This is a genomic window from Xenorhabdus bovienii SS-2004 (genome assembly GCF_000027225.1).
In the GTDB taxonomy this organism is placed as follows: Bacteria; Pseudomonadota; Gammaproteobacteria; order Enterobacterales; family Enterobacteriaceae; genus Xenorhabdus; species Xenorhabdus bovienii_C.
The window spans coordinates 3,637,255-3,655,354 of the sequence record NC_013892.1 but is presented as its reverse complement, the minus strand read 5'-3'; the positions used below and the strand labels follow the sequence as shown (position 1 = coordinate 3,655,354).

Here is an 18,100-nt window from a genome sequence, read left to right as displayed (position 1 = left end):
ATATGAATTATGTAAAATTGGTTCTAATATGAGAAAATTATTATGAAAACAATGGAGTCAAGTGAAAACTACACTTTTGTAATTATTGGTCAAGGTACTTTAGCTGTTAGATGCTGTCAATTCTTACTTTCTATAGGTATTCATCTTGAGGTAGTTATGCCTTTAGATTCAGTATTTCTTTTATGGGCTAAAAAAGAAGGTTTAAAATGTATCAATACTATTCAGGATTTAGAATCTTTAGTATCTAACAACTCTGTTGAATGGCTGTTCTCTATATCAAATCCAATTATTTTAACCTCTGCACTATTAGATAATATTAAATTAGGTGCATTTAATTATCATGATGCTCCGTTACCTAAATATGCAGGAACTCATGCGACTTCATGGGCTCTTTTTGCAATGGAGGATAAGTATGCAGTTACTTGGCATCGAATTGCTACCGTGGTTGACGCGGGAGATATAGCAGTTCAACAAAATGTAGAAATTAATCGTTCTGACACAGCTCTTTCATTAAATATGAAATGCTATAATGCGGCATTTGAAGGATTTAAAAAATTAATATCTCTTATTAAAGGAGGAAAATCCATAGAATATGTGAAGCAAAATGTATCAGAGAGAAGTTTTTTTTCTAGTCGGAAACGTCCATATGCTGGAGCATGTTTACAGTGGGCACATTCAGCAGAAGAACTGTCAGCTTTAGTACGTGGTTTGTCTTTCGGTGAGCGTTATCGCAATCCATTATGTGTTCCGAAAGTTTATTTGATAAATATTATAGGAATAGTGAAAACACTTGAAGTACTTTCTGTCTCAACACATAAGCAGGCAGGTATTTTAGTGGATATAGCACAAAATTTCTGGATTGTAACTACCGGAACGACAGATATCAGAATAGAATTTATTCAATTGACCGGGGAAGATTTGCGGGCAGATTTTCTGGCTGATATGCTTTGCATAAGCGTTGGTGATTCATTACCAATTATTAATAATTCTGATTTAGAAGATTTAACTCAGGAACATGAGGAGTTAGCACCATATGAATCATTTTGGGTTAATCGTTTAGAATCATTTAGACCATTAAATTTCAAATTTGACACTCTGTATCATGACTTAGATTGTATTTTTGAAATATATTATAACTGGAATCTTTATATTGATATTGAAAATGTTACAAGTGAAGAAAGATTGGTTAATATATTGGGAGCATTTGCTGTATATTTAGCATTGGTTAATGATGTTCAATATTTTCATTTGGATTGTGCAACTGAACTGCCTAAACATGAGGTTATAGATTACTCTATCTTTTTTTCAGCTTCAGTTCCTTTTGAATTTAATATTGACTTTAATTGCTCTGCATTGGATTTATATAGTTCTATATCAGTTGAGCGTTCTATACTTAATAAATTTAAAACTTTCCATAAAGATATAATTTGTCGATATCCACAATTGCGCTCAACTGAATCTTTGTATTCAAAGTATATCTGTAATGTTAGAATTAGCATTATAGATTTCATAAACTCAGAAGTTAAACCAGCAGTCTATCAATTATATGAAAAAAATAATGCTTCTCTGACAATGCAAATTGATCCGGTTAAGGGGGCTTTTCGTTGGATATCTAATTCATCACATATTGAAAATGCTGATTTAAAGAGAATGGCTGATCATATAATTAGTTTGGATAGACTCCTTTTATCTAATCCAAATCTTCCTTTGAAGAGTTTATTATCTCAATGCGGAACCCTTGGAATTATTTAGTATTGAAATTAATTGAGTGTCCAGTATCATATTGAATACTAGACACTCATACTTCACTCATTCTTAAATAGATTTTCGACCATGAAATTTATAAATACTCTTAACTTGGGAGATAAATATTTGCTTGAAGGCCAAAGTATCCTGCATGTCGTTATGTCATTATTGAAATCATTCAGAATTGTTATCAGCTTTCCTGTTTTCAACTGTTCTCTGATGGCTAAATCAGGAATACAAGTAATTCCAAGACTATTTTCTGCAAAAGACACGAGAGGGTCAAGTGTGTTAGTTACCATTCTGGTAGGCCATTCTAGCTGCAAAGTTGGGTTATCTTGATTTATTGGCCAAATATCCAGCTTGCCTGTGCTTTTATAACGATACATCATGCAGAAATGATTAATCAGTTCTTCTGGTTTTTTAGGTATTTCAAATTTTTGAAAGTAGGTGGGAGAACCGACGATAACTCTTTTGTAAGAGCCTAGCACACGTGCCATTAATCGTGAATCAGCAGGTTCTCCGGTGCGTATTACGGCATCGAATCCTTCTTCAATTAAGTCAACTAAGCCGTCAGTGCTGTCTATTTCTAATTCAATTTCTGGGTACTGCTGACTGAACTCGGCAAACTTGGGCATAAAGAGTACGCCAATTGATGGCATACTCACTTTTAACTTTCCAGACGGTACAGATTGTGACTGGGAAAGTTCATTTTCTGCGGCTTCTATTTCATTCAGAATGCGGCGGCAGCGTTTGAGAAAAAGTGTACCTTCTGGAGTTAAGGTCACTGTGCGTGTGGAACGGTGGAAAAGTCGTACGCGTAGCTTTTCTTCGAGGCGACTTATTGCCTTGCTTATAGCGGAGGATGACACGCCGAGTTGATTGCCTGCTGCCGTGAAACTCCGTACTTCACTGACTCGAACAAACACTTCAAGGACGCTAAAGTTATCCATTATTCGTTTTCCTATTGATGACATATTTGTCATATATATTTTGAACTGTAGCCTGTTTTTAATACTAATATGCGCCTTCATACTGTTTACCTATGAGCCGATCTAGCAATCCACATATTCTGTGAACCTCATAGGGTGCGTATAATTTAAATCGCTCTTATGTATTTTCAGATAAAGAATTTTACAGGAGGGCAGTTAAGTGAGATCAACCACAAGTCACACGGGTGAAACAAATGCTTTGCCATTAGCGTCATTGCTTGCACTGGCAATGACGGGTTTTTTGGCGCTGATGACAGAAACTGTCCCTGCGGGAATGTTGGCGCAAATTAGTATGGGATTGAATATTTCGGAATCGATGGCAGGACAATTTGTCACGTTGTACGCCATTGGCTCTGTGATTGCGGCTATCCCATTAACGACGGCAACTCAAAGCTGGCGACGCCGTCCGCTTTTATTGGTAGTTTTAGGCGCGTTGTTTGTTTTTAATACACTGACTATATTGACATCTAATTATACTTTTGCGCTGATTGCCCGATTATTTGCAGGGATGGCCGGAGGTTTAATTTGGGGTATGTTGGCGGGTTATGCGCGCCGGATGGCATCAGAACCACTAAAAGGGAGAGCGCTTGCCATTGCCGGGGTAGGAGCACCACTGGCACTTTCATTAGGCGTTCCTTTAGGGGCATTTCTTGGCTCACTGATTGGGTGGCGCATGACGTTTGGCCTACTCTCATTGTTGACTTTAGCGGTCATGGTTTGGATTCGTTTACGGGTGCCAGATTATCCCGGCCAATCATCAGAAAAACGTTTATCGATAAGTTCGGTATTTGCCACTCCCGGTGTTCGGCCAGTATTAACGGTACTTATTTTCTGGGTGCTGGCACATAGTATCCTTTATACCTACATCATGCCATTTCTTGCTCCTGCGGGTCTTTCCCATCGAGTTGACATAATTTTGCTAATCTTCGGGGCTTCTTCAGTCCTTGGCATATGGTTGATTGGGGTATTGATCGATAAATATTTGCGGTCGCTTGTTTTGATAAGCATCGGATTATTTGCTTTGGTCGCACTGGCATTGGGGCTTGCTGGTATTTTGCCTGCTGTAATTTATATCTCTATGGCAATATGGGGGCTAACTTTTGGCGGAGCAGCCGCGCTATTGCAGACGGCCTCTGCGGATGCTGCGGGTTCTGGTGCAGATGTCGCTCAATCAATCTTGGTTACCGTCTGGAATTTGTCGATAGCTGCTGGCGGTATGTTGGGAGGCATATTGCTAGACACTCAGGGTGTTCATATCTTCCCTTGGACTTTGCTTGGATTGCTTGTGGTGGGATTGATAATCGCTTGGGGAGCTAAAAAACATGGCTTCCCAGCCACGCTGCAATGAGATTAATGTTATGTCTAACGTAGCCCACGCGATAACAATGGGCTGCGTTAAATTTTGCCATATAAATTAATCACATCATCTCCGCCATAAACTTTCACTCGGCATCTGACCATAACGGGCTTTGTATCCCGCGCTGAAGAGTCTCACGCCTGTTATCTCCCCATCTATTACGATAGCCTGCATGATATTGAAACAACTTGGGCTGCATACATACGTCCTGAGATTTGGTTCACTTGTATCAGGAAAACATTGATGGGGTGACTATTGTGAGCGTGTTTTTCACGGATGAACCTTTTAGAATCGGAAGACAAAACTTCCCGAAATAGAAAGGTTGTTGAAACTATGCCGGATTCAAAAGTGTTTGTTGATAATTACTTGCCTGCTTTGCTTGGGCAAGCATGGATGCTGGTTTCTTCTGAGTTTCATGACATCGTTGAGGCGCGGGGGTTGTCCGTGCTGGAATGGCGTGTTTTATCGGCGTTGGCTGGAAGTGGTCCGATTGGCATTAGCCTGCTAGCGCAAAAAACAGTCAGTAAACAACCGACAATTACCCGAGTATTACAGCGTCTTGAGTTGCAGGGGCATGTCACTCGTTTTTCCAATGGTAGGGGAGATCGCCGTATCACGTTAGTGCATCTTACCGACAGCGGCCAGCAAGTGGTGGTCGGATTACTGGCAGAAGCAGAATCCCATGAAAAAAACATACTAGAACCGCTGGGAAGCGGTAAAAGTCAGTTACTGAAAGAGGTTTTGCAGGAACTGATTAAGCGGCATACGCCGATGCGCAGGGCGTTGGGGAGATTCGGGAAAGAGTAAGGAGATAGTGGAGCTATCTCCTTACGAATTTAATCGAAAGGCTTTGCCGAGTCACTGGCTGCTGTATTTATTTGCTACTCAATAACAATTGTCGCGCATCTTCATGCTGGGCATGTTCTGCCAACGCGTTAAAGTCTTTCACTGTCCAATAGGAATTGGGAACAGGTAAGTTTTTCATCTGTTCGGTTGGCCATAACTGTAGTTCAGCCAATTTATCCAGCGAAAACGGCTTATATTCATCAGGCAGGGACAGACGCCGCGCAAACTTTTCTTTGCCTGAAGGCATTAATGGATAACGATTGTCTTGGATTTCATAATTCCTGCGCAGGACTAAAAACTTTTGTGGAATACGTTCATGACTGTTCCACCATAGCCCGTCGACCTGATTAAACATCTTTTTTGTGTCTGATTTGGAATAAGGCTCGAGTTTATGCAAAGCAGAAGGCAATATGGCTGCCATTGAGGTAGTAAATTGAGTTACCGAAGAAGCGTGACCTTGCAGAATCAGGGTCAGAGCCAGCCTTGCTCCCAAGAGATTGGAATAGAGGTCTTCCGGGGAAAACGCAGAAATGCCCTCGGGGAACCCTGGGACTGATTGATAGCCATACCATTGGGCGATTTCGTGCCAAGCCGCCAACTGAAATGCCAGTTTTGCCGCTAAATAAGCGCTTAAAGTGTAGCGCTCAACGGGATCTACAGGTGGAGTAAAGGCAAAAAAGTGAATTTTACGCGCCGCAAGCTCATTACTTAGGCTTAATTTCCGCTCCTGACCTAGGTGAGCATAAATCTGGCTAAAGAGGTACAGCGTATAGTCTGCGGTATCTCTCACATGGGAGATATCAATAAACCCACCTTTCTGGGTATATAACAGGCCGATTTTTTCATTGCTTATCCCCAATAAAGCAGCACTGGCACCCAGAGCACTGTCGTTATAGTGATGTTCGCCCAGTTTCTCGGCCTCCACGATATTGTCGATATCATAGAAAGGAACGGGAATCCCCACCACCTCGGTTTTAAGATCGTAACCGAATGCGCAGCAGGCTCTTAAGCCTTCAGGTGGTTCAATAGGTGTCAACACTGGCCAGTCGATCTCTGGCTGTTCTTGAGTGTCACTGATGAGTACAGGCTCTACAGGCATGATGGGAGTGGATTTATCCTGACATGCCATGAGCAGGAAACTGAATAATAGCGTCATCAATGACTTCAAAATGCTTCCCCTACCTGAAAGTAGAATCCAGTGCTGTCTTTACCAACACCAAAATCTAATCTGACATTCATGCGTGGCTTAAACTCGAAACGATAGCCCACACCGATAGAAGGGAGCCAGTGCTTTGCACCTAGCTTTGAAGGAGAATCACTTAATGTACCTGTGCCTATCCAGCCGACAATACCGTGGCGCCAGTCAAGTTTATGTCTTAATTCTAACTGTGACGTTAAGATATTGGTATCGCGATAGCGCCCTTCATAGTACCCGCGCATCCGTTGACTACTGCCCAGCAGGGATAATTGATTCCACGGCACATCGCCAGAGCTGAAACGGGCATAATTATCGAAAGCCAGCACGGATTTTTCGGATAGCTGGTGATAAGTCGAAAACTGTAACTGTGTGGTATTGAAACGATTATCTCCCCCTAATTCCGGGGAAAAATAGGTATAAACGATTTCAAACGCCTGCCCGTGTTTTGCATTAGGCAGGAAATCCCGCGTGTCATAACTGAAGTATGCACTTACACCGGAACTGGTGACGGAGCGTCCGCCGACGGACTGCGCGAAATATTTTGCGGCACCGATATCCGGATCACTGGCGTTGAGGGATGAGAAATGCCAGCCTAATCCCATATACGTAGCATCTGTCACGCGATAGAGCAGGCGAGGGCGAATATCAAATTCCTGCGCTCGATATTTCTCTTTATTGCCATTATTTTTACCGGCATCATAACCCTTGCCCCAATAATAAGTCGGCGTGTTATTTAGCGTTCCGGAAACAAATAACCGCCACTGATCACGGGCAAGAAAATTGTAATTGGTAAAATTCAGGCCAAATGCGCCGGTAGATGAAGCAAAACCGCTGAGACCCAGTGAGGAGGTCTGGCTGGTGTGGTCTGAGTTATCGGGACGGTAAAGCCCGACTACAGCGACTCCGACGCCCATTCCCATTTCAGGAGTGTAAAAAGGACCGGGCAGCACACCCCAATCAACCTTTTTGCTGGCATCGAGTTGATTGCTGCCACCTAATTCGCTGAGCCAACCATCGATTTTCTGCCGATTGGGCAAGATATCAGCCTGTGCTGACGATACGCTAAAAATAAGAAGGCTGGATATCACCAGCCTCTTGATTGTCTTGTAGCCGAACATTAGAAACGAAACTCACCGGAAACAAAGAGGCTGTTTCGGTTGCCGAAACCCACTTCAGATAGGATATTGAAGTTACGAGTGATTTCGAAACGTGCGCCAACGGTATTATTCCATTTATGGGCAAGGTGCTGCTCGACGTCGAATTTGATGTCTGATTTATATTTGCCGTTATCCGCTGTATTATTTGTAAGTGAGCCAAACAAATCAGCTAGGTCGGATGGTAAATTGAGTTTACTTACATCACCTTTAAAACGCTGGGTGATATCTTGGTACATAGCACCTACCCATACCTGAACTTTGGTGTTTCCCTGACCAGTGAATAATGGTTCGAAGACAAATTCATAACCAACGCGTGGAGTAATGACAAGGGCACTAATATCCCCATCTAAAATATCTAGAGTGGTACGTGTGTAGTTAGCATCTAATGTAGCAAAAAATTGGTTATAACTACCGGCAAAAGTTGCCCCTCCACCATAGGTTTTTCCTTCGAAATTTAATTCAAAAGGAATGTTTTTAAGCCAGGGGTCTTCCATGTCCATAAAGTAAATACTATCAAGATTGGTTTTTGATGTACCTTTGGTTTTCCCATATACACCGTATACATTTATAAAAGGCAGAACCCAAGTATCCAGTTTAAGCATATGAGATTCATTTTTTTCTCGGGTATCACCTGCATTGACTGCAATCAGATTTCGAAAGCTCTTATCTACAAGCGGATTGGTAAATTGAAATTTAATGCTGTCTATAATGATATCCTGACGCAGATTCATATAACCATAACTTGCGCCAAATGGCTCAGGCAGATCGTAGCCTTTAGCTCGCGCTTCATCACCCCAAATCGGCAGAATGCGGGATTCTGATTTTGTAGAATGAGATAAACTCCCATCGTTATTCGTCTGCGATACACCAGACTCTGCCATCGTCAATGAAAAAAGTGGGCGCTCACCATCTGCATAGCTGTATGAAGTCGCAAGACAAAGTGTAGCGGCTAACAATTTGCTGAAGTTAGTTAAGGTCATAATAAACTCAAAGAAAAATGAAGGACGCAGTAGATTATCATAGGTTATATGAAGTCTGTTAACGAATAATGCTGGAAAATGAGTAACTAAAGTTGAATATTTCGTATAGTGACTTTAGTGAAAACAATTTCTCTATGACGAGTTTGAGTCATAGTGAGTCTTGCTATTATGGGAAGATATGTTCTGCTGTTGGTTTATCCCCGTACCTACGGGGAACACTACGACCCCGCGAAGTATGTTCCCATTGCAGGCGGTTTATCCCCGTACCTACGGGGAACACAATTTCAATCCCCGTTTTTAATCCGGCATTACCGGTTTATCCCCGTACCTACGGGGAACACGACAATAAACTCAGTGCTGGACGCTCAATAGACGGTTTATCCCCGTACCTACGGGGAACACATTGGCTGATCCTGATGAGTCCTATATGAAAACGGTTTATCCCCGTACCTACGGGGAACACATTAGGTATGGCGAATAGTAACGTGGCATCATCGGTTTATCCCCGTACCTACGGGGAACACAAATTTTTCAGTCATGACATGGCGTGAGTCTCCGGTTTATCCCCGTACCTACGGGGAACACACAATAAGAGTGAAAATGTATACATTTGAACCGGTTTATCCCCGTACCTACGGGGAACACTCTAAATATAACCATTTGTTTTAAAATGACTTTATTGAGCATAAAAATTCTACCACTTTAAAAGCCTAAAACGCGATCAAAATTAACCCTCAGGAAGTGGTTTAAATTTCACTAGCCGTAAGCCATCAAAATCTATTGGTTCTCTTCTATTTTCACCGAACGTCTGAAAATCAAACCCTGATTCTGTATTTGTTCCCCAAGCCATAACGGCATTTCCTGCTTCGGTTAATTCTGTGATTTGTTCCCAAATCATTTCTCTGATTTTCTGCGAGACATCACCGACATAAACCCCTGCCCGTATCTCAAGCAGCCAGATAGCCAGACGCCCCCGCAGGCGCGGAGGAACTGCTTCGGTAACGACGATCGTTATACTCATGTTATCGGCTCCTGTGACCAATATCGCCGATGGAGAGCGGTTCGGGGATGGCGGGAGGTTGGGCATCATCTGGCGGTGGTGGAGGGGATATTTCACCCGCAGCGAGCACTTCCTCGATCAACGGGATTAAACGCTTCAATATCCTATCTGTCCTGAATTTTTCACGGCAGGCAATCCTCACCTGCCGGTCAGGAGCAATACGGTTGGTGGCCGCCACTTTAAAGGCGATGGGGACGACAGTACCAAACTTCAAAATATCCGCAATATCATAAACAAACGACAGAGGCTTACCAGTATGCAGAAAACCAATAGCGGGCGCATAACCGGCTGCCAAAATTGCCGCTTCAGTCACGCCGTACAGGCAGGATGTTGCGGCACTGATACAGCGGTTGATTAAATCGCCTTTATCCCAATCGGTATGGTCATAATTACGTCCATGCCACTGTACCCCATATTGTTTCGCTAGTATTTGATAGGTTTTTCTGACACGGGCGCCTTCTATTCCCCTGAGTTGTTCAACGCTGCGCTTTTGCGGTGCGGGTTCGCCAAAGCGCAGTTCAAACATCTTACGTACGACTTTCAGCCTCAGTTCTTCATCCAACGCCAGTTTGGCCTGATAAAGCAATTTGTCTGAACGGGCGCCACCCGGCTGCCCAACGGAATATAGTCTGACACCCGCTTCACCCACCCAAATCAGCAACGTTCCTGTTGCAGACGCCAATTTTACTGCCTCATGACTGACGCGGGTTCCCGGTTCCAGCATGATACAGACAATGGAACCGACAGGAATATGCATACGTTCGCCATTCACTTCATCAATAACGACGAATGCATTGTCTTTGACGTCGATACGCCCCATGCCGATGAAGATCATGGAATTTCTGTTTTTGATAGGAATCGGTTTCAGTGGAATAAACGCCATTACAGAGTCCTTATCAGCATCATCCCACAGCCAAAAGATTTCGCCCGACCAAATCCCTTAGCGTATTGCGCCAGAAAAAGTTTATGATCTGAAAGGGTGAGTACGCCCTGAAAATCAACGCTCGAAAAAGCCACTTTCTGGCCGGAAGACTTGCGACAGCGATGTTGGGTATAGCGTTCAACATCAGGATCGAAATCAAACTGAATACCCCAGCTAGTCAGTCGTTTTTCATCCTGTATCCAAGCCTGTACAGCCTGCATCATCAGTGGCTGGATTTCGTCAGTGCTAGCACCCGCCAACTGTGCCTGACGTTTGGCATTCATCAGTACATCATGACGCCGCTGTTTGCCGGAATCCTTATCTGTAATACAGATGGTGGGATTCAGCCGGAGTTTAAACGCCAGTTTCTGTCCGCTGCGTAATTGCGGGGTAAATGCCTTGCTCTGAATCTGGAACATCGCCGAATTGGGTATTGGCGCTGTATGGGACAGTACGAAGAACTCAGGTGTACCGTTGATGCCAATATCTTCCCTGAACAGAAAATTGCGTTCTACCTGTTCCGTAAACAGTTGCCATAATAGCTGGTGGGAAGAATAAACACTGTTTTTCGCCATTTTTGACAAAAACTGTTCTCGATAGGCAGAAGGTCGTAAGGTGACTTTAGACAGGTACATGTGCCTTCTCCATCAGCGATAATTGGTGCATAGTACGTTGGGTGAACTGCCAGCGGGTTCGTGAAAGCGGTTCGTCCCACAATTGGCTGGTCAATACCGCCACATCGGGGATCTCAATCTCGTTTTTATCCCCTTCCCAAAAATAGCTCACGATACCGCTGTCACCCAGCCAATAGTGATCAGCTTTCTCTGACTGCGTTAAAGGCGGAAATTCCGTATCCAGAGCTGCCTTCAAACAGGGAGATTGGGTTATTTGCGGCATCGTAGGAACGCACAGAGGGCAGGATTTGCGCCCAAGGCTTAAGGTGAAAACCGGTTTTAACAGCGCATCACGCAAGGTTGTCAGTGTCAGATGGGCTTGGTCGGTCAGTGAAATTGCGATGATCCACAGCCCATCACTGCGGTAATCCCGTGAGGATAAAATCGTATTCAGTTCAGATTCACCCAACTCACTTTTACGGGTGAAGTGTTGCTGTTTGTTGTTTTGGGAGGGAACTTGACTCGTGTGATAATCCCTCATCAATGAACCGGCCACGATTTGTTTGATGGCGATGTTGACACTTTGCTGTAACTCGGCAAGGCGCATTTCATCATCACGCCGGATGCCCAGCGCTGCACCCAATAGCCCCAAAATCGCTGAACGAGTCGGATGCAGGCTGGTGGGGCGGCTTTCACCGACGGCTTCTACGCCCCAACTGGCCAGCACACCATATAATCGAAAAACCAAATAGGTTTGCATTCCAGCCTCCTTTTAATTCGTGATGAATTTAATCAGTTCGGCAAAACTGCCTTCTCCGGTGAGAGTATTGATGCTATGACGGGTGTCAGCACAGTCACCATAAACTTTATCGAAGTTTTCGACCTGTTTTTCCAATGCGGCAATGGCCGACGCAGCCTGATCTTCATCGTTAATGGGTTTCAAAAACGCGACCGACAAGGAGCGGGGCTGATATTCTCCTTTTTCCGCCAGAACATAACTGGCATAGGCGCGGGAGCCAAAACTGTTTTGTTTACCGGAAGGGGAGATTTTGACGGCGGCTTCGGTTAGGGCGGCAATGGCTTGATTGACCAGAGTTTCATTGCCTGCCAGATTTTCCATCAGCAGGGTTTTGTTGATGCAGATGTAGCTGTAGAACAGGGCTGCTGCAAATCCGTTTTCTCCGATATGCGCTGAACCTGTATCGCTTTTGCCGTCGTTCAGATCATCCACTGCGGTAAAATAGTCATCTTCAATCACCACATCATGTACGCTGATGGCATGGGCAACCTGACAGGCGGCCTCAATATTATAGGCCGGGCTGGAAGCGAGCATACGGCCAAACAGGGCGATATCTACGGCCATTCTCTCTTTGCTCAACAGACTTAGCTCTTCCTTGGTTGGCGCCCGGTTTTCGTCGGCCAGTTGTTTTATCAGGGAGATTACGGCGGCTTTTTCCGTAGGGCTGATATGGGCCAGTTGTTCTATTTCCAGTGGCGTGTCTTTTTTCTTTTTGCCAAATACTCCCGCAATGGCAGAAGCCCACTCTATCGCCTGCTTTTCTTTAACGTCCGCTTCGATCAATTGTTGATAAATTTCGAGGCCAAAGCGTTTTGTCCGAAATCCAAGGTGTCCCGCAAGTGCTGCCTGAAACAGATCTGAGACTCGCCAGTGGCGTTTCAGGCTTTGGGAGCTGATTCTTAATCGATCAACTCCCCCCATTCTGGCTGTTTTAGGGCGCCCTATATCATCACGGTTCAGGTTGGCAGGCGGGTAGGAGGTCAGCAGATGTAATTGAATAAATTGGCTCATTTAGGATACCTCAAAGGCTAAAAGTGATTATTTTGCTGCTTTGTAATACTCCAGCGCCCATTGCACGCTGAGACGCTGATTCGCTCGACGGGGTCTTTGCTGGTGGCATTCGCGAACCCATTGCTCAATATCTTTTGCCAGATCCAGCATGGAAACTGTTCCATTAATGAGCTGCAAGGTGCGTCGTAAGCGGGTAACTAATTCGTCGGGGGTCTTGGCACCCTGTAATTGGGCAAAACGGAGTTCACTGACGACAGGTTTATCATTTTCTGTTTTGGTGCCGGCTGCGGTTGCCAGTGTTGTGGTTACATTGTATTTCACATGCACGACCGTCATGGCAATCATTGCCCATTTTATGATGGTTTTTTCATCAACGGTTTCAGCGTCGCTTTCGGACAAATTCTGCCATAACGCGCGAAAGCCTCCGGTTAACATGGCCGTGTCGATATTCTGGCAGCGTTTTAACTGTGCTTTATACACCGTTGGAGCGGGGTATCTGCCTTTAGCTTTCAGTTCTGATGGTGATAGAAACATGCTTTCCCACCAGCACAGCAAGGTACTTTCGCTCAAGCTATTCATTGATCACCTCCTTCTGTTGGCGTTCGATTTGGTATTCAGTCATAAATGATTTGATCTCTTTGGCACCAAATAACCACTGAGTCAAAAAGTGCCTTGCCTTGACTTTTTTCGGCAGCGTTTTCGGATCGACGCTTTCTGACAGCACATATTCATCAAACAGATCGAAACAGGTATTTCTCAGTTGGTAGAGCCAGCTTTTGGCCTCTTCTGGCGAGAGATAAGAAGACGCCTGCTGGCTGCTGATAATCTGTTGTATCGCTTTAAAAAAAGCTGTTTGAGTACGTTGATAGAACGCAGCATCAATAAATGACATATTCCCTTTCACATCATTTGGGCGATTGAACCATCCACTTTTGATTTGGGAACGGCATTGGATCAGGGCATTGGCGGAAAGAGTCTGTAAATTTCTGGCTCGCCGGAAAATGACATCCTGCTTTTCAACGGCGATGGAAAACAGGGGAAGTGTAGTGGAATACCAGCCTCTGGCTTTCATATTGTCCATATCATAGCCAAAGACCCATAGCCGGGGTGTTGCGCTGTGTTCCTCTGCAAAATAATCACAAATCTGGTGGAAATGATCGACGACCAGAGCGGCTTTTTGTCCCTCGTTATTTCTGGAAAACGCCAAACTATTCCATAGCTTATAAGTTATCCCTCCCGGTTGTCCTTTGATAGAAAGGTGATCGTCATTAGCTTTTTTCGGATTCCATTTATAGGGCGTGAGTGGGTGTTGCCAATTTCCGGCGTAGTTGTTGCCATAGTTTTGGGTTCGGTAGCGGGTAACAGATTGTTCGGTGGGTTGTCCGGTCAGTTGGCAAATAGCGGGTTTATCGTCGATTTGCAGACGGATACGCCGTGGCATCGCCCAATACATATAGAGTTCATGAACATCAGAAGCGTAAATTTCCGTACCGGTGGGCTGGCTGAGTTTGGTTTTGCCTAACCACGGAAAGACACTGGGGCTGTGGAGGTCTGCTTCGGGATAGCCGCAGTATTCTTGATTGACAATATTAAGCCAGAGTTTGTGCCAGAGTGGGGTATCCAGCGTTTGGGGTTGAACCAGAGTGGTCAGAGGGCCACCGCCCCGTAAGCCGACACGATGCCCGACACCACCAGCAGGCGCATTAATCTGTAAGGTGAAAAGTGCGATAGCCGCCATTTCAGGCGAGATGATTTCATATTGGCCGCGTTTAATAAAATGGTCGGTGTTAAGTTTGAGCGTATTCGCTCCGGGCGCTTCAATGAGTAACCCAGAAATCGTCGTTGATTTGACGCTATCCAGCGAATCAAAATCCTGCATAAATAGCGGCCCGTTACCTGACAGATTAAAGGCATGTTCCACACGGTCAAAGGCTGTCTGTAAATCTGCTTGTGTTGGGGAAGCCTCATAAAAATCATGCCATTGAAACTTATCCACGGGAGCAAACACTGTTTGCAGTAAGCCGATGGCTAACTGATAGGCCGCGCCCTGAAAGTCTGCCCGTGGCAGGGCAAAATCCATGACGTTGGGATCGCAGATAGCCGCCAGTGGCAGTTTCTTTTGACTGCCATCCCGCATTTTAAAGGTCAGCCATGCGTTTTTAACAAGGTTCATCATGCCTCCTGCTGGTGGATTTCATAAAAACCGATGGTAGGGTCGTAACTGAAATTGGGGTCGAGTTCAGGCAGCCAGATTTGCAGGTATTTAGCGGATTTGAATTGGCTCTTTAGCTGTTCTACAGCATGAGAAAACGATTCTGGAACCGCCAGTAACTTATCGGCAAATTTGTTTTTTGGTAGCCTGATGGTACTGAGTTGAACGGCAAATTCTCCCTCGTTCGCCCACGGTATTAATGCATCTTTGTCAGCCAGTTTTACAAGCAGAATTTCAACCGTTTCGATATCACTGAATCGTGTGCTGATATCGCTGTCATCGTCATACCATCCGCTGGCACTGTGATTGCAATATCCATGTTTCCATCGCAAGGTCTGTGATTCTGCTTTGGCCTCTTTGCTGTGGCCTTCTCCAATAAATTCATTTTCCTTATGTCTTAAGGTGTCAGGTATGTGTTCATACGCATCGTCACTGTAAACCGCTTCGATTAAAGTTCTGGCTTCGGCAGGCATTCTGATAGCGCCCGATCGCCGCAATTCACGCAACCCCAGCCACAGGCGCCCCGGTGAGCGATAAACATATTGAGTATTGCGAAAATCTTTACTCAGCCAGTCTGCTTGTGGTTGATCGTCCCATTTTGGGGCGTGGAGATACAACACAGGGGCTGGGCGGCAATCGCTAATACTTTGCTGATAAATTCCTTCTGCATCGCGAGTATGACGGTGCAGACGGCCTGTCCGTTGGATCAAATCATCGATTGGGCAGATATCGGTAATCATCTCGTCAGCATCAGCATCTAGACTTTCCTGAAAAACTTGGGTGGTAATCAGTATTTTGCCTTGCCGATGCAGTTGGGTGCTATTTTTGCCAAATATCTCCAGTACAAGATCTTCGATCTTCTTGCGATCGTGCAAAATAAAGCGGCTGTGAAACAACAGGCAATCTTCTGGATTATTCATCTGTGACTGAATCAATCGGAAAGCGTGTAAAGCATCATCAACGGAATTGCGTACCCAAACCACGCATCGCCCTTTTTTGGCGGCGTTCAGGGCGGTTTGCACACAAGCATCCAGAGAGTCCAGTGTTTTTACGATGACTTCACGGCTGACATCTGAGCGGCTGTGCAGGGGTTGCTCAATAATCGGATTTTCAGGAGTGAGCGTAATTTTGGTTGCCAACGGAAAGGCTGTTTGCCGCAGTTTTTGCGGTGTTTGGCCTGCGGAAGATAGCCAGATATCAGCCAGTTTCTGGCGTTGTTTCAGGGAAAGTGTGGCAGTAAGTAATATCACCGATCCCCCTTGATGAAGATGCAGGTTCAGCAAATTTTCCAGCAGGGCAAACATGTATTCATCTGCAGCATGGACTTCATCAAAAATCAGGATCTTACGATTCAAGCCAATCAAACGCAGCGACTGATATTTTCGGGGCAAGACGGCAAGCAGCGCCTGATCGATAGTCCCTACGCCAACGGGTGCCAGTAGTGCTTTTTTGCGCGAGTCCGCCAGCCATTGATGGCATTGTGCTGTCGCTGTGATCTCATCTTTGGTGTAGTCGCTATCGTTGTTTTGAGAGGTCAGAATAATGTCATTGAAAGCATTGTTCATCTTACTGGCACCATGTGCCAGAACGATGCTCGGTGGCTTACCGCTGGTATTGAACATCTCACGATAGTGTTTGGCGACGCGGCTAAACATGGCGTTAGATGTTGCCATCGTCGGCAGGCCAAAATAGAAACCTTCTGCGACTCCGGCCTGCATCAAGCGATGGGTTAAAGTGAAAGCGGCTTCGGTTTTTCCGGCACCTGTCACATCTTCCAGAATGAAAAGCTGGGGAGAATCATCAATCGGCACTTCTTCTGCCCATTGCTGTAATGGCGTTGGTGAAAAACCATAATAATGCTGGATAGATTTATACGGCGATATGGCTGGTGTGTATTGCATATCAATGGCATTCAGGGCAATTTGCGCCTGTTGTTCGGCGGTTTGCCAGTATTCTGCCAATGGCACGGGGTTGGTTTGATAGCGAAAGTGTGCATTGTCAGAGCCTATCCAGTCGGCCATGACAACGATGCCAGCCAACTGCCAACTGACTTGCTTCAGGTTATCTTTCCATTCTTTGGAAAGTAATTTTTCCAGTGACAGGCGAGGCTGGAACAGAGTAATGAGATCATTTGTGAAGGCTTTTGCATCAGTTATATTTGGGGCTTCGGTAAAATCGCCAATCGCGCGCCAGTCATCACCATCATCAATCGGTTTACCGTGGTGGCCGAGCATACACTGCATTAAGACCATCAACGTATCTTGCGCCCGATCTTTATCTCTGCGTTGCAGGTTATTATCTCCCACCAAAGCAAATAGCACATCGTTCTGGATCTGCTTCCAGAAAAACAGCCCTAAACGATCATGACGAAAATGTTTGCTATCGTAGGGTTTGCAATGCTGAGGTTTCAGTAGTTCAGTGTGTTGTTTTGGAGAATATAATTGCTGGAATGCGGAAGCAAATTTACCGATATCATGTAGGAGCAAAAAAAATACAAATAGGTTTTGTAATTCTTCTTTTGATAATTCCAGAAAATCCGCAATATCGGCGGTAATTTTTTTGTGGGGAGCCAGTAGATATTTGCCAACTGCCGCAACATCCAGACAGTGATAGGCCAGAAGGTGATAATCGGTATCAGAATAGATATTTTTCTGGGCTTTGCCCCAATATCGGATGAGGTAATCAAAATTATTTATTAACATAGGCATAAGTTTCCGCGATGAAATAAAGTTTTAACTGAGTTTTATTCATTAATTGAGGAAGACTTTATTTTTACCCTATGTATTGGCTGAACCTTAGCAAATAACCATCAGGGTCTTGAACGAGAAACTCTCTCTGACAGATGTGGGTATCGCCTGTGGCGTAGTTATTATCCTTCAATGGATGGTAAAGTTTTATCTTGTTGATTTGCAGGCGATTAAGAATAGAGTTGATATCATCCACTTCTATTTGCAAATTAATGCCACGTCCCAGTGGTTTATTAAGCTCTGCCGTATTCCAGCCAGTTTCGTGAAACGCTTCCAGCATCAGTTGAGCTTTCCCTAAATGAAGATAGGCAAAATCAGGATCTTTTCGCCGTATCATGATGTTGAATCCTAATATTTGTACATAGAAATCTAAGGACACAGGAAAATTTGTCACTGTGAGTTCCGGCACCATGGGATTCCAGTAGGTTGTTTCTGTTGTTGTATTGATAGTCAACTGATTTT

At 44.7% G+C, this 18,100-nt stretch carries 16 protein-coding genes and 1 CRISPR repeat array; of the genes, 3 read left to right on the top strand and 13 right to left on the bottom strand.

Translation table 11 applies throughout. The features are described 5' to 3' along the window. Positions 1-42: 42 nt before the first annotated feature. Positions 43-1,752, top strand: coding sequence for a formyltransferase family protein (locus XBJ1_RS16060; protein WP_012990086.1), 1,710 nt, complete (start codon positions 43-45; stop codon positions 1,750-1,752). Positions 1,753-1,805: 53 nt separating this feature from the next. Here XBJ1_RS16060 and XBJ1_RS16055 read toward each other — a convergent pair whose 3' ends face one another. Next, positions 1,806-2,696 carry a LysR substrate-binding domain-containing protein gene (locus tag XBJ1_RS16055; RefSeq protein WP_012990085.1) on the bottom strand — a complete coding sequence of 297 codons (891 nt, stop codon included), beginning with the start codon at positions 2,694-2,696 and terminating at the stop codon, positions 1,806-1,808. A 199-nt stretch (positions 2,697-2,895) separates the two neighbouring features. Between XBJ1_RS16055 and XBJ1_RS16050 the strand changes: the two genes are divergently transcribed. Next, entirely contained in the window at positions 2,896-4,083 is a 1,188-nt protein-coding gene (locus tag XBJ1_RS16050) for an MFS transporter (protein WP_012990084.1), read from the top strand. Between the two features lie 285 nt (positions 4,084-4,368). Further along, positions 4,369-4,899: a MarR family winged helix-turn-helix transcriptional regulator gene (locus XBJ1_RS16045; RefSeq protein WP_232503291.1), complete on the top strand. Its 531-nt coding sequence runs from the start codon at positions 4,369-4,371 to the stop codon at positions 4,897-4,899. Between the two features lie 67 nt (positions 4,900-4,966). On the opposite strand, the gene XBJ1_RS16040 is transcribed toward XBJ1_RS16045, so the two are convergent. The 12 genes from XBJ1_RS16040 to XBJ1_RS15985 all read right to left on the bottom strand — a co-directional run bounded on the left by XBJ1_RS16040 (position 4,967) and on the right by XBJ1_RS15985 (position 18,050). Then, positions 4,967-6,094 carry a DUF4056 domain-containing protein gene (locus XBJ1_RS16040; RefSeq protein ID WP_038199352.1) on the bottom strand — a complete coding sequence of 376 codons (1,128 nt, stop codon included), beginning with the start codon at positions 6,092-6,094 and terminating at the stop codon, positions 4,967-4,969. Between the two features lie 8 nt (positions 6,095-6,102). Then, positions 6,103-7,254, bottom strand: a complete 1,152-nt coding sequence (locus tag XBJ1_RS16035) for a BamA/TamA family outer membrane protein (protein WP_012990080.1) — start codon at positions 7,252-7,254, stop codon at positions 6,103-6,105. Further along, a complete protein-coding gene (locus XBJ1_RS16030; protein WP_012990079.1) occupies positions 7,254-8,273 on the bottom strand; it encodes a hypothetical protein in 1,020 nt (339 codons plus the stop codon). Before XBJ1_RS16030 ends, XBJ1_RS16035 begins: the two co-directional genes overlap by 1 nt. 190 nt (positions 8,274-8,463) lie before the next feature. Beyond that, positions 8,464-8,918: direct repeats of the CRISPR family, unit length 29 nt; unit sequence CGGTTTATCCCCGTACCTACGGGGAACAC. Between the two features lie 82 nt (positions 8,919-9,000). Beyond that, positions 9,001-9,294, bottom strand: a complete 294-nt coding sequence (gene cas2e, locus XBJ1_RS16025) for a type I-E CRISPR-associated endoribonuclease Cas2e (protein WP_012990076.1) — start codon at positions 9,292-9,294, stop codon at positions 9,001-9,003. A gap of 1 nt (position 9,295) precedes the next feature. Then, on the bottom strand, positions 9,296-10,216 hold the full coding sequence (cas1e, locus tag XBJ1_RS16020; protein ID WP_012990075.1) for a type I-E CRISPR-associated endonuclease Cas1e: 921 nt from the start codon (positions 10,214-10,216) through the stop codon (positions 9,296-9,298). Continuing rightward, positions 10,216-10,890 (bottom strand): type I-E CRISPR-associated protein Cas6/Cse3/CasE, encoded by a 675-nt coding sequence (cas6e, locus tag XBJ1_RS16015; protein ID WP_012990074.1) that lies wholly within the window; start codon positions 10,888-10,890, stop codon positions 10,216-10,218. Before cas6e ends, cas1e begins: the two co-directional genes overlap by 1 nt. Further along, complete coding sequence (cas5e, locus tag XBJ1_RS16010; protein ID WP_012990073.1) at positions 10,877-11,629, bottom strand: type I-E CRISPR-associated protein Cas5/CasD; 753 nt, start codon at positions 11,627-11,629, stop codon at positions 10,877-10,879. Before cas5e ends, cas6e begins: the two co-directional genes overlap by 14 nt. 12 nt (positions 11,630-11,641) lie before the next feature. Then, positions 11,642-12,679 (bottom strand): type I-E CRISPR-associated protein Cas7/Cse4/CasC, encoded by a 1,038-nt coding sequence (cas7e, locus tag XBJ1_RS16005; RefSeq protein WP_012990072.1) that lies wholly within the window; start codon positions 12,677-12,679, stop codon positions 11,642-11,644. Between the two features lie 27 nt (positions 12,680-12,706). Next, on the bottom strand, positions 12,707-13,258 hold the full coding sequence (gene casB, locus XBJ1_RS16000; protein ID WP_012990071.1) for a type I-E CRISPR-associated protein Cse2/CasB: 552 nt from the start codon (positions 13,256-13,258) through the stop codon (positions 12,707-12,709). Beyond that, on the bottom strand, positions 13,251-14,852 hold the full coding sequence (gene casA, locus XBJ1_RS15995; protein ID WP_012990070.1) for a type I-E CRISPR-associated protein Cse1/CasA: 1,602 nt from the start codon (positions 14,850-14,852) through the stop codon (positions 13,251-13,253). The genes casB and casA overlap by 8 nt, the downstream gene beginning before the upstream one ends. After that, the gene (locus tag XBJ1_RS15990; protein WP_012990069.1) at positions 14,852-17,593 is read right to left on the bottom strand and encodes a CRISPR-associated helicase/endonuclease Cas3; all 2,742 of its coding nucleotides are present in this window, start codon (positions 17,591-17,593) and stop codon (positions 14,852-14,854) included. The genes casA and XBJ1_RS15990 overlap by 1 nt, the downstream gene beginning before the upstream one ends. A gap of 70 nt (positions 17,594-17,663) precedes the next feature. Next, positions 17,664-18,050, bottom strand: a complete 387-nt coding sequence (locus XBJ1_RS15985) for a bleomycin resistance protein (protein ID WP_038199335.1) — start codon at positions 18,048-18,050, stop codon at positions 17,664-17,666. Positions 18,051-18,100: the final 50 nt, after the last annotated feature.

Bases quoted from the DNA above. Each gene is read 5' to 3' on its own strand.
- XBJ1_RS16060 (WP_012990086.1), top strand. From the start codon at position 43: ATGAAAACAATGGAGTCAAGTGAAAACTACACTTTTGTAATTATTGGT.
- XBJ1_RS16055 (WP_012990085.1), bottom strand. From the start codon at position 2,696: ATGGATAACTTTAGCGTCCTTGAAGTGTTTGTTCGAGTCAGTGAAGTA.
- XBJ1_RS16045 (WP_232503291.1), top strand. From the start codon at position 4,369: ATGAACCTTTTAGAATCGGAAGACAAAACTTCCCGAAATAGAAAGGTT.
- XBJ1_RS16040 (WP_038199352.1), bottom strand. From the start codon at position 6,094: ATGACGCTATTATTCAGTTTCCTGCTCATGGCATGTCAGGATAAATCC.
- XBJ1_RS16035 (WP_012990080.1), bottom strand. From the start codon at position 7,254: ATGTTCGGCTACAAGACAATCAAGAGGCTGGTGATATCCAGCCTTCTT.
- XBJ1_RS16030 (WP_012990079.1), bottom strand. From the start codon at position 8,273: ATGACCTTAACTAACTTCAGCAAATTGTTAGCCGCTACACTTTGTCTT.
- cas2e (WP_012990076.1), bottom strand. From the start codon at position 9,294: ATGAGTATAACGATCGTCGTTACCGAAGCAGTTCCTCCGCGCCTGCGG.
- cas1e (WP_012990075.1), bottom strand. From the start codon at position 10,216: ATGGCGTTTATTCCACTGAAACCGATTCCTATCAAAAACAGAAATTCC.
- cas6e (WP_012990074.1), bottom strand. From the start codon at position 10,890: ATGTACCTGTCTAAAGTCACCTTACGACCTTCTGCCTATCGAGAACAG.
- cas5e (WP_012990073.1), bottom strand. From the start codon at position 11,629: ATGCAAACCTATTTGGTTTTTCGATTATATGGTGTGCTGGCCAGTTGG.
- cas7e (WP_012990072.1), bottom strand. From the start codon at position 12,679: ATGAGCCAATTTATTCAATTACATCTGCTGACCTCCTACCCGCCTGCC.
- casB (WP_012990071.1), bottom strand. From the start codon at position 13,258: ATGAATAGCTTGAGCGAAAGTACCTTGCTGTGCTGGTGGGAAAGCATG.
- casA (WP_012990070.1), bottom strand. From the start codon at position 14,852: ATGAACCTTGTTAAAAACGCATGGCTGACCTTTAAAATGCGGGATGGC.
- XBJ1_RS15990 (WP_012990069.1), bottom strand. From the start codon at position 17,593: ATGTTAATAAATAATTTTGATTACCTCATCCGATATTGGGGCAAAGCC.
- XBJ1_RS15985 (WP_038199335.1), bottom strand. From the start codon at position 18,050: ATGGTGCCGGAACTCACAGTGACAAATTTTCCTGTGTCCTTAGATTTC.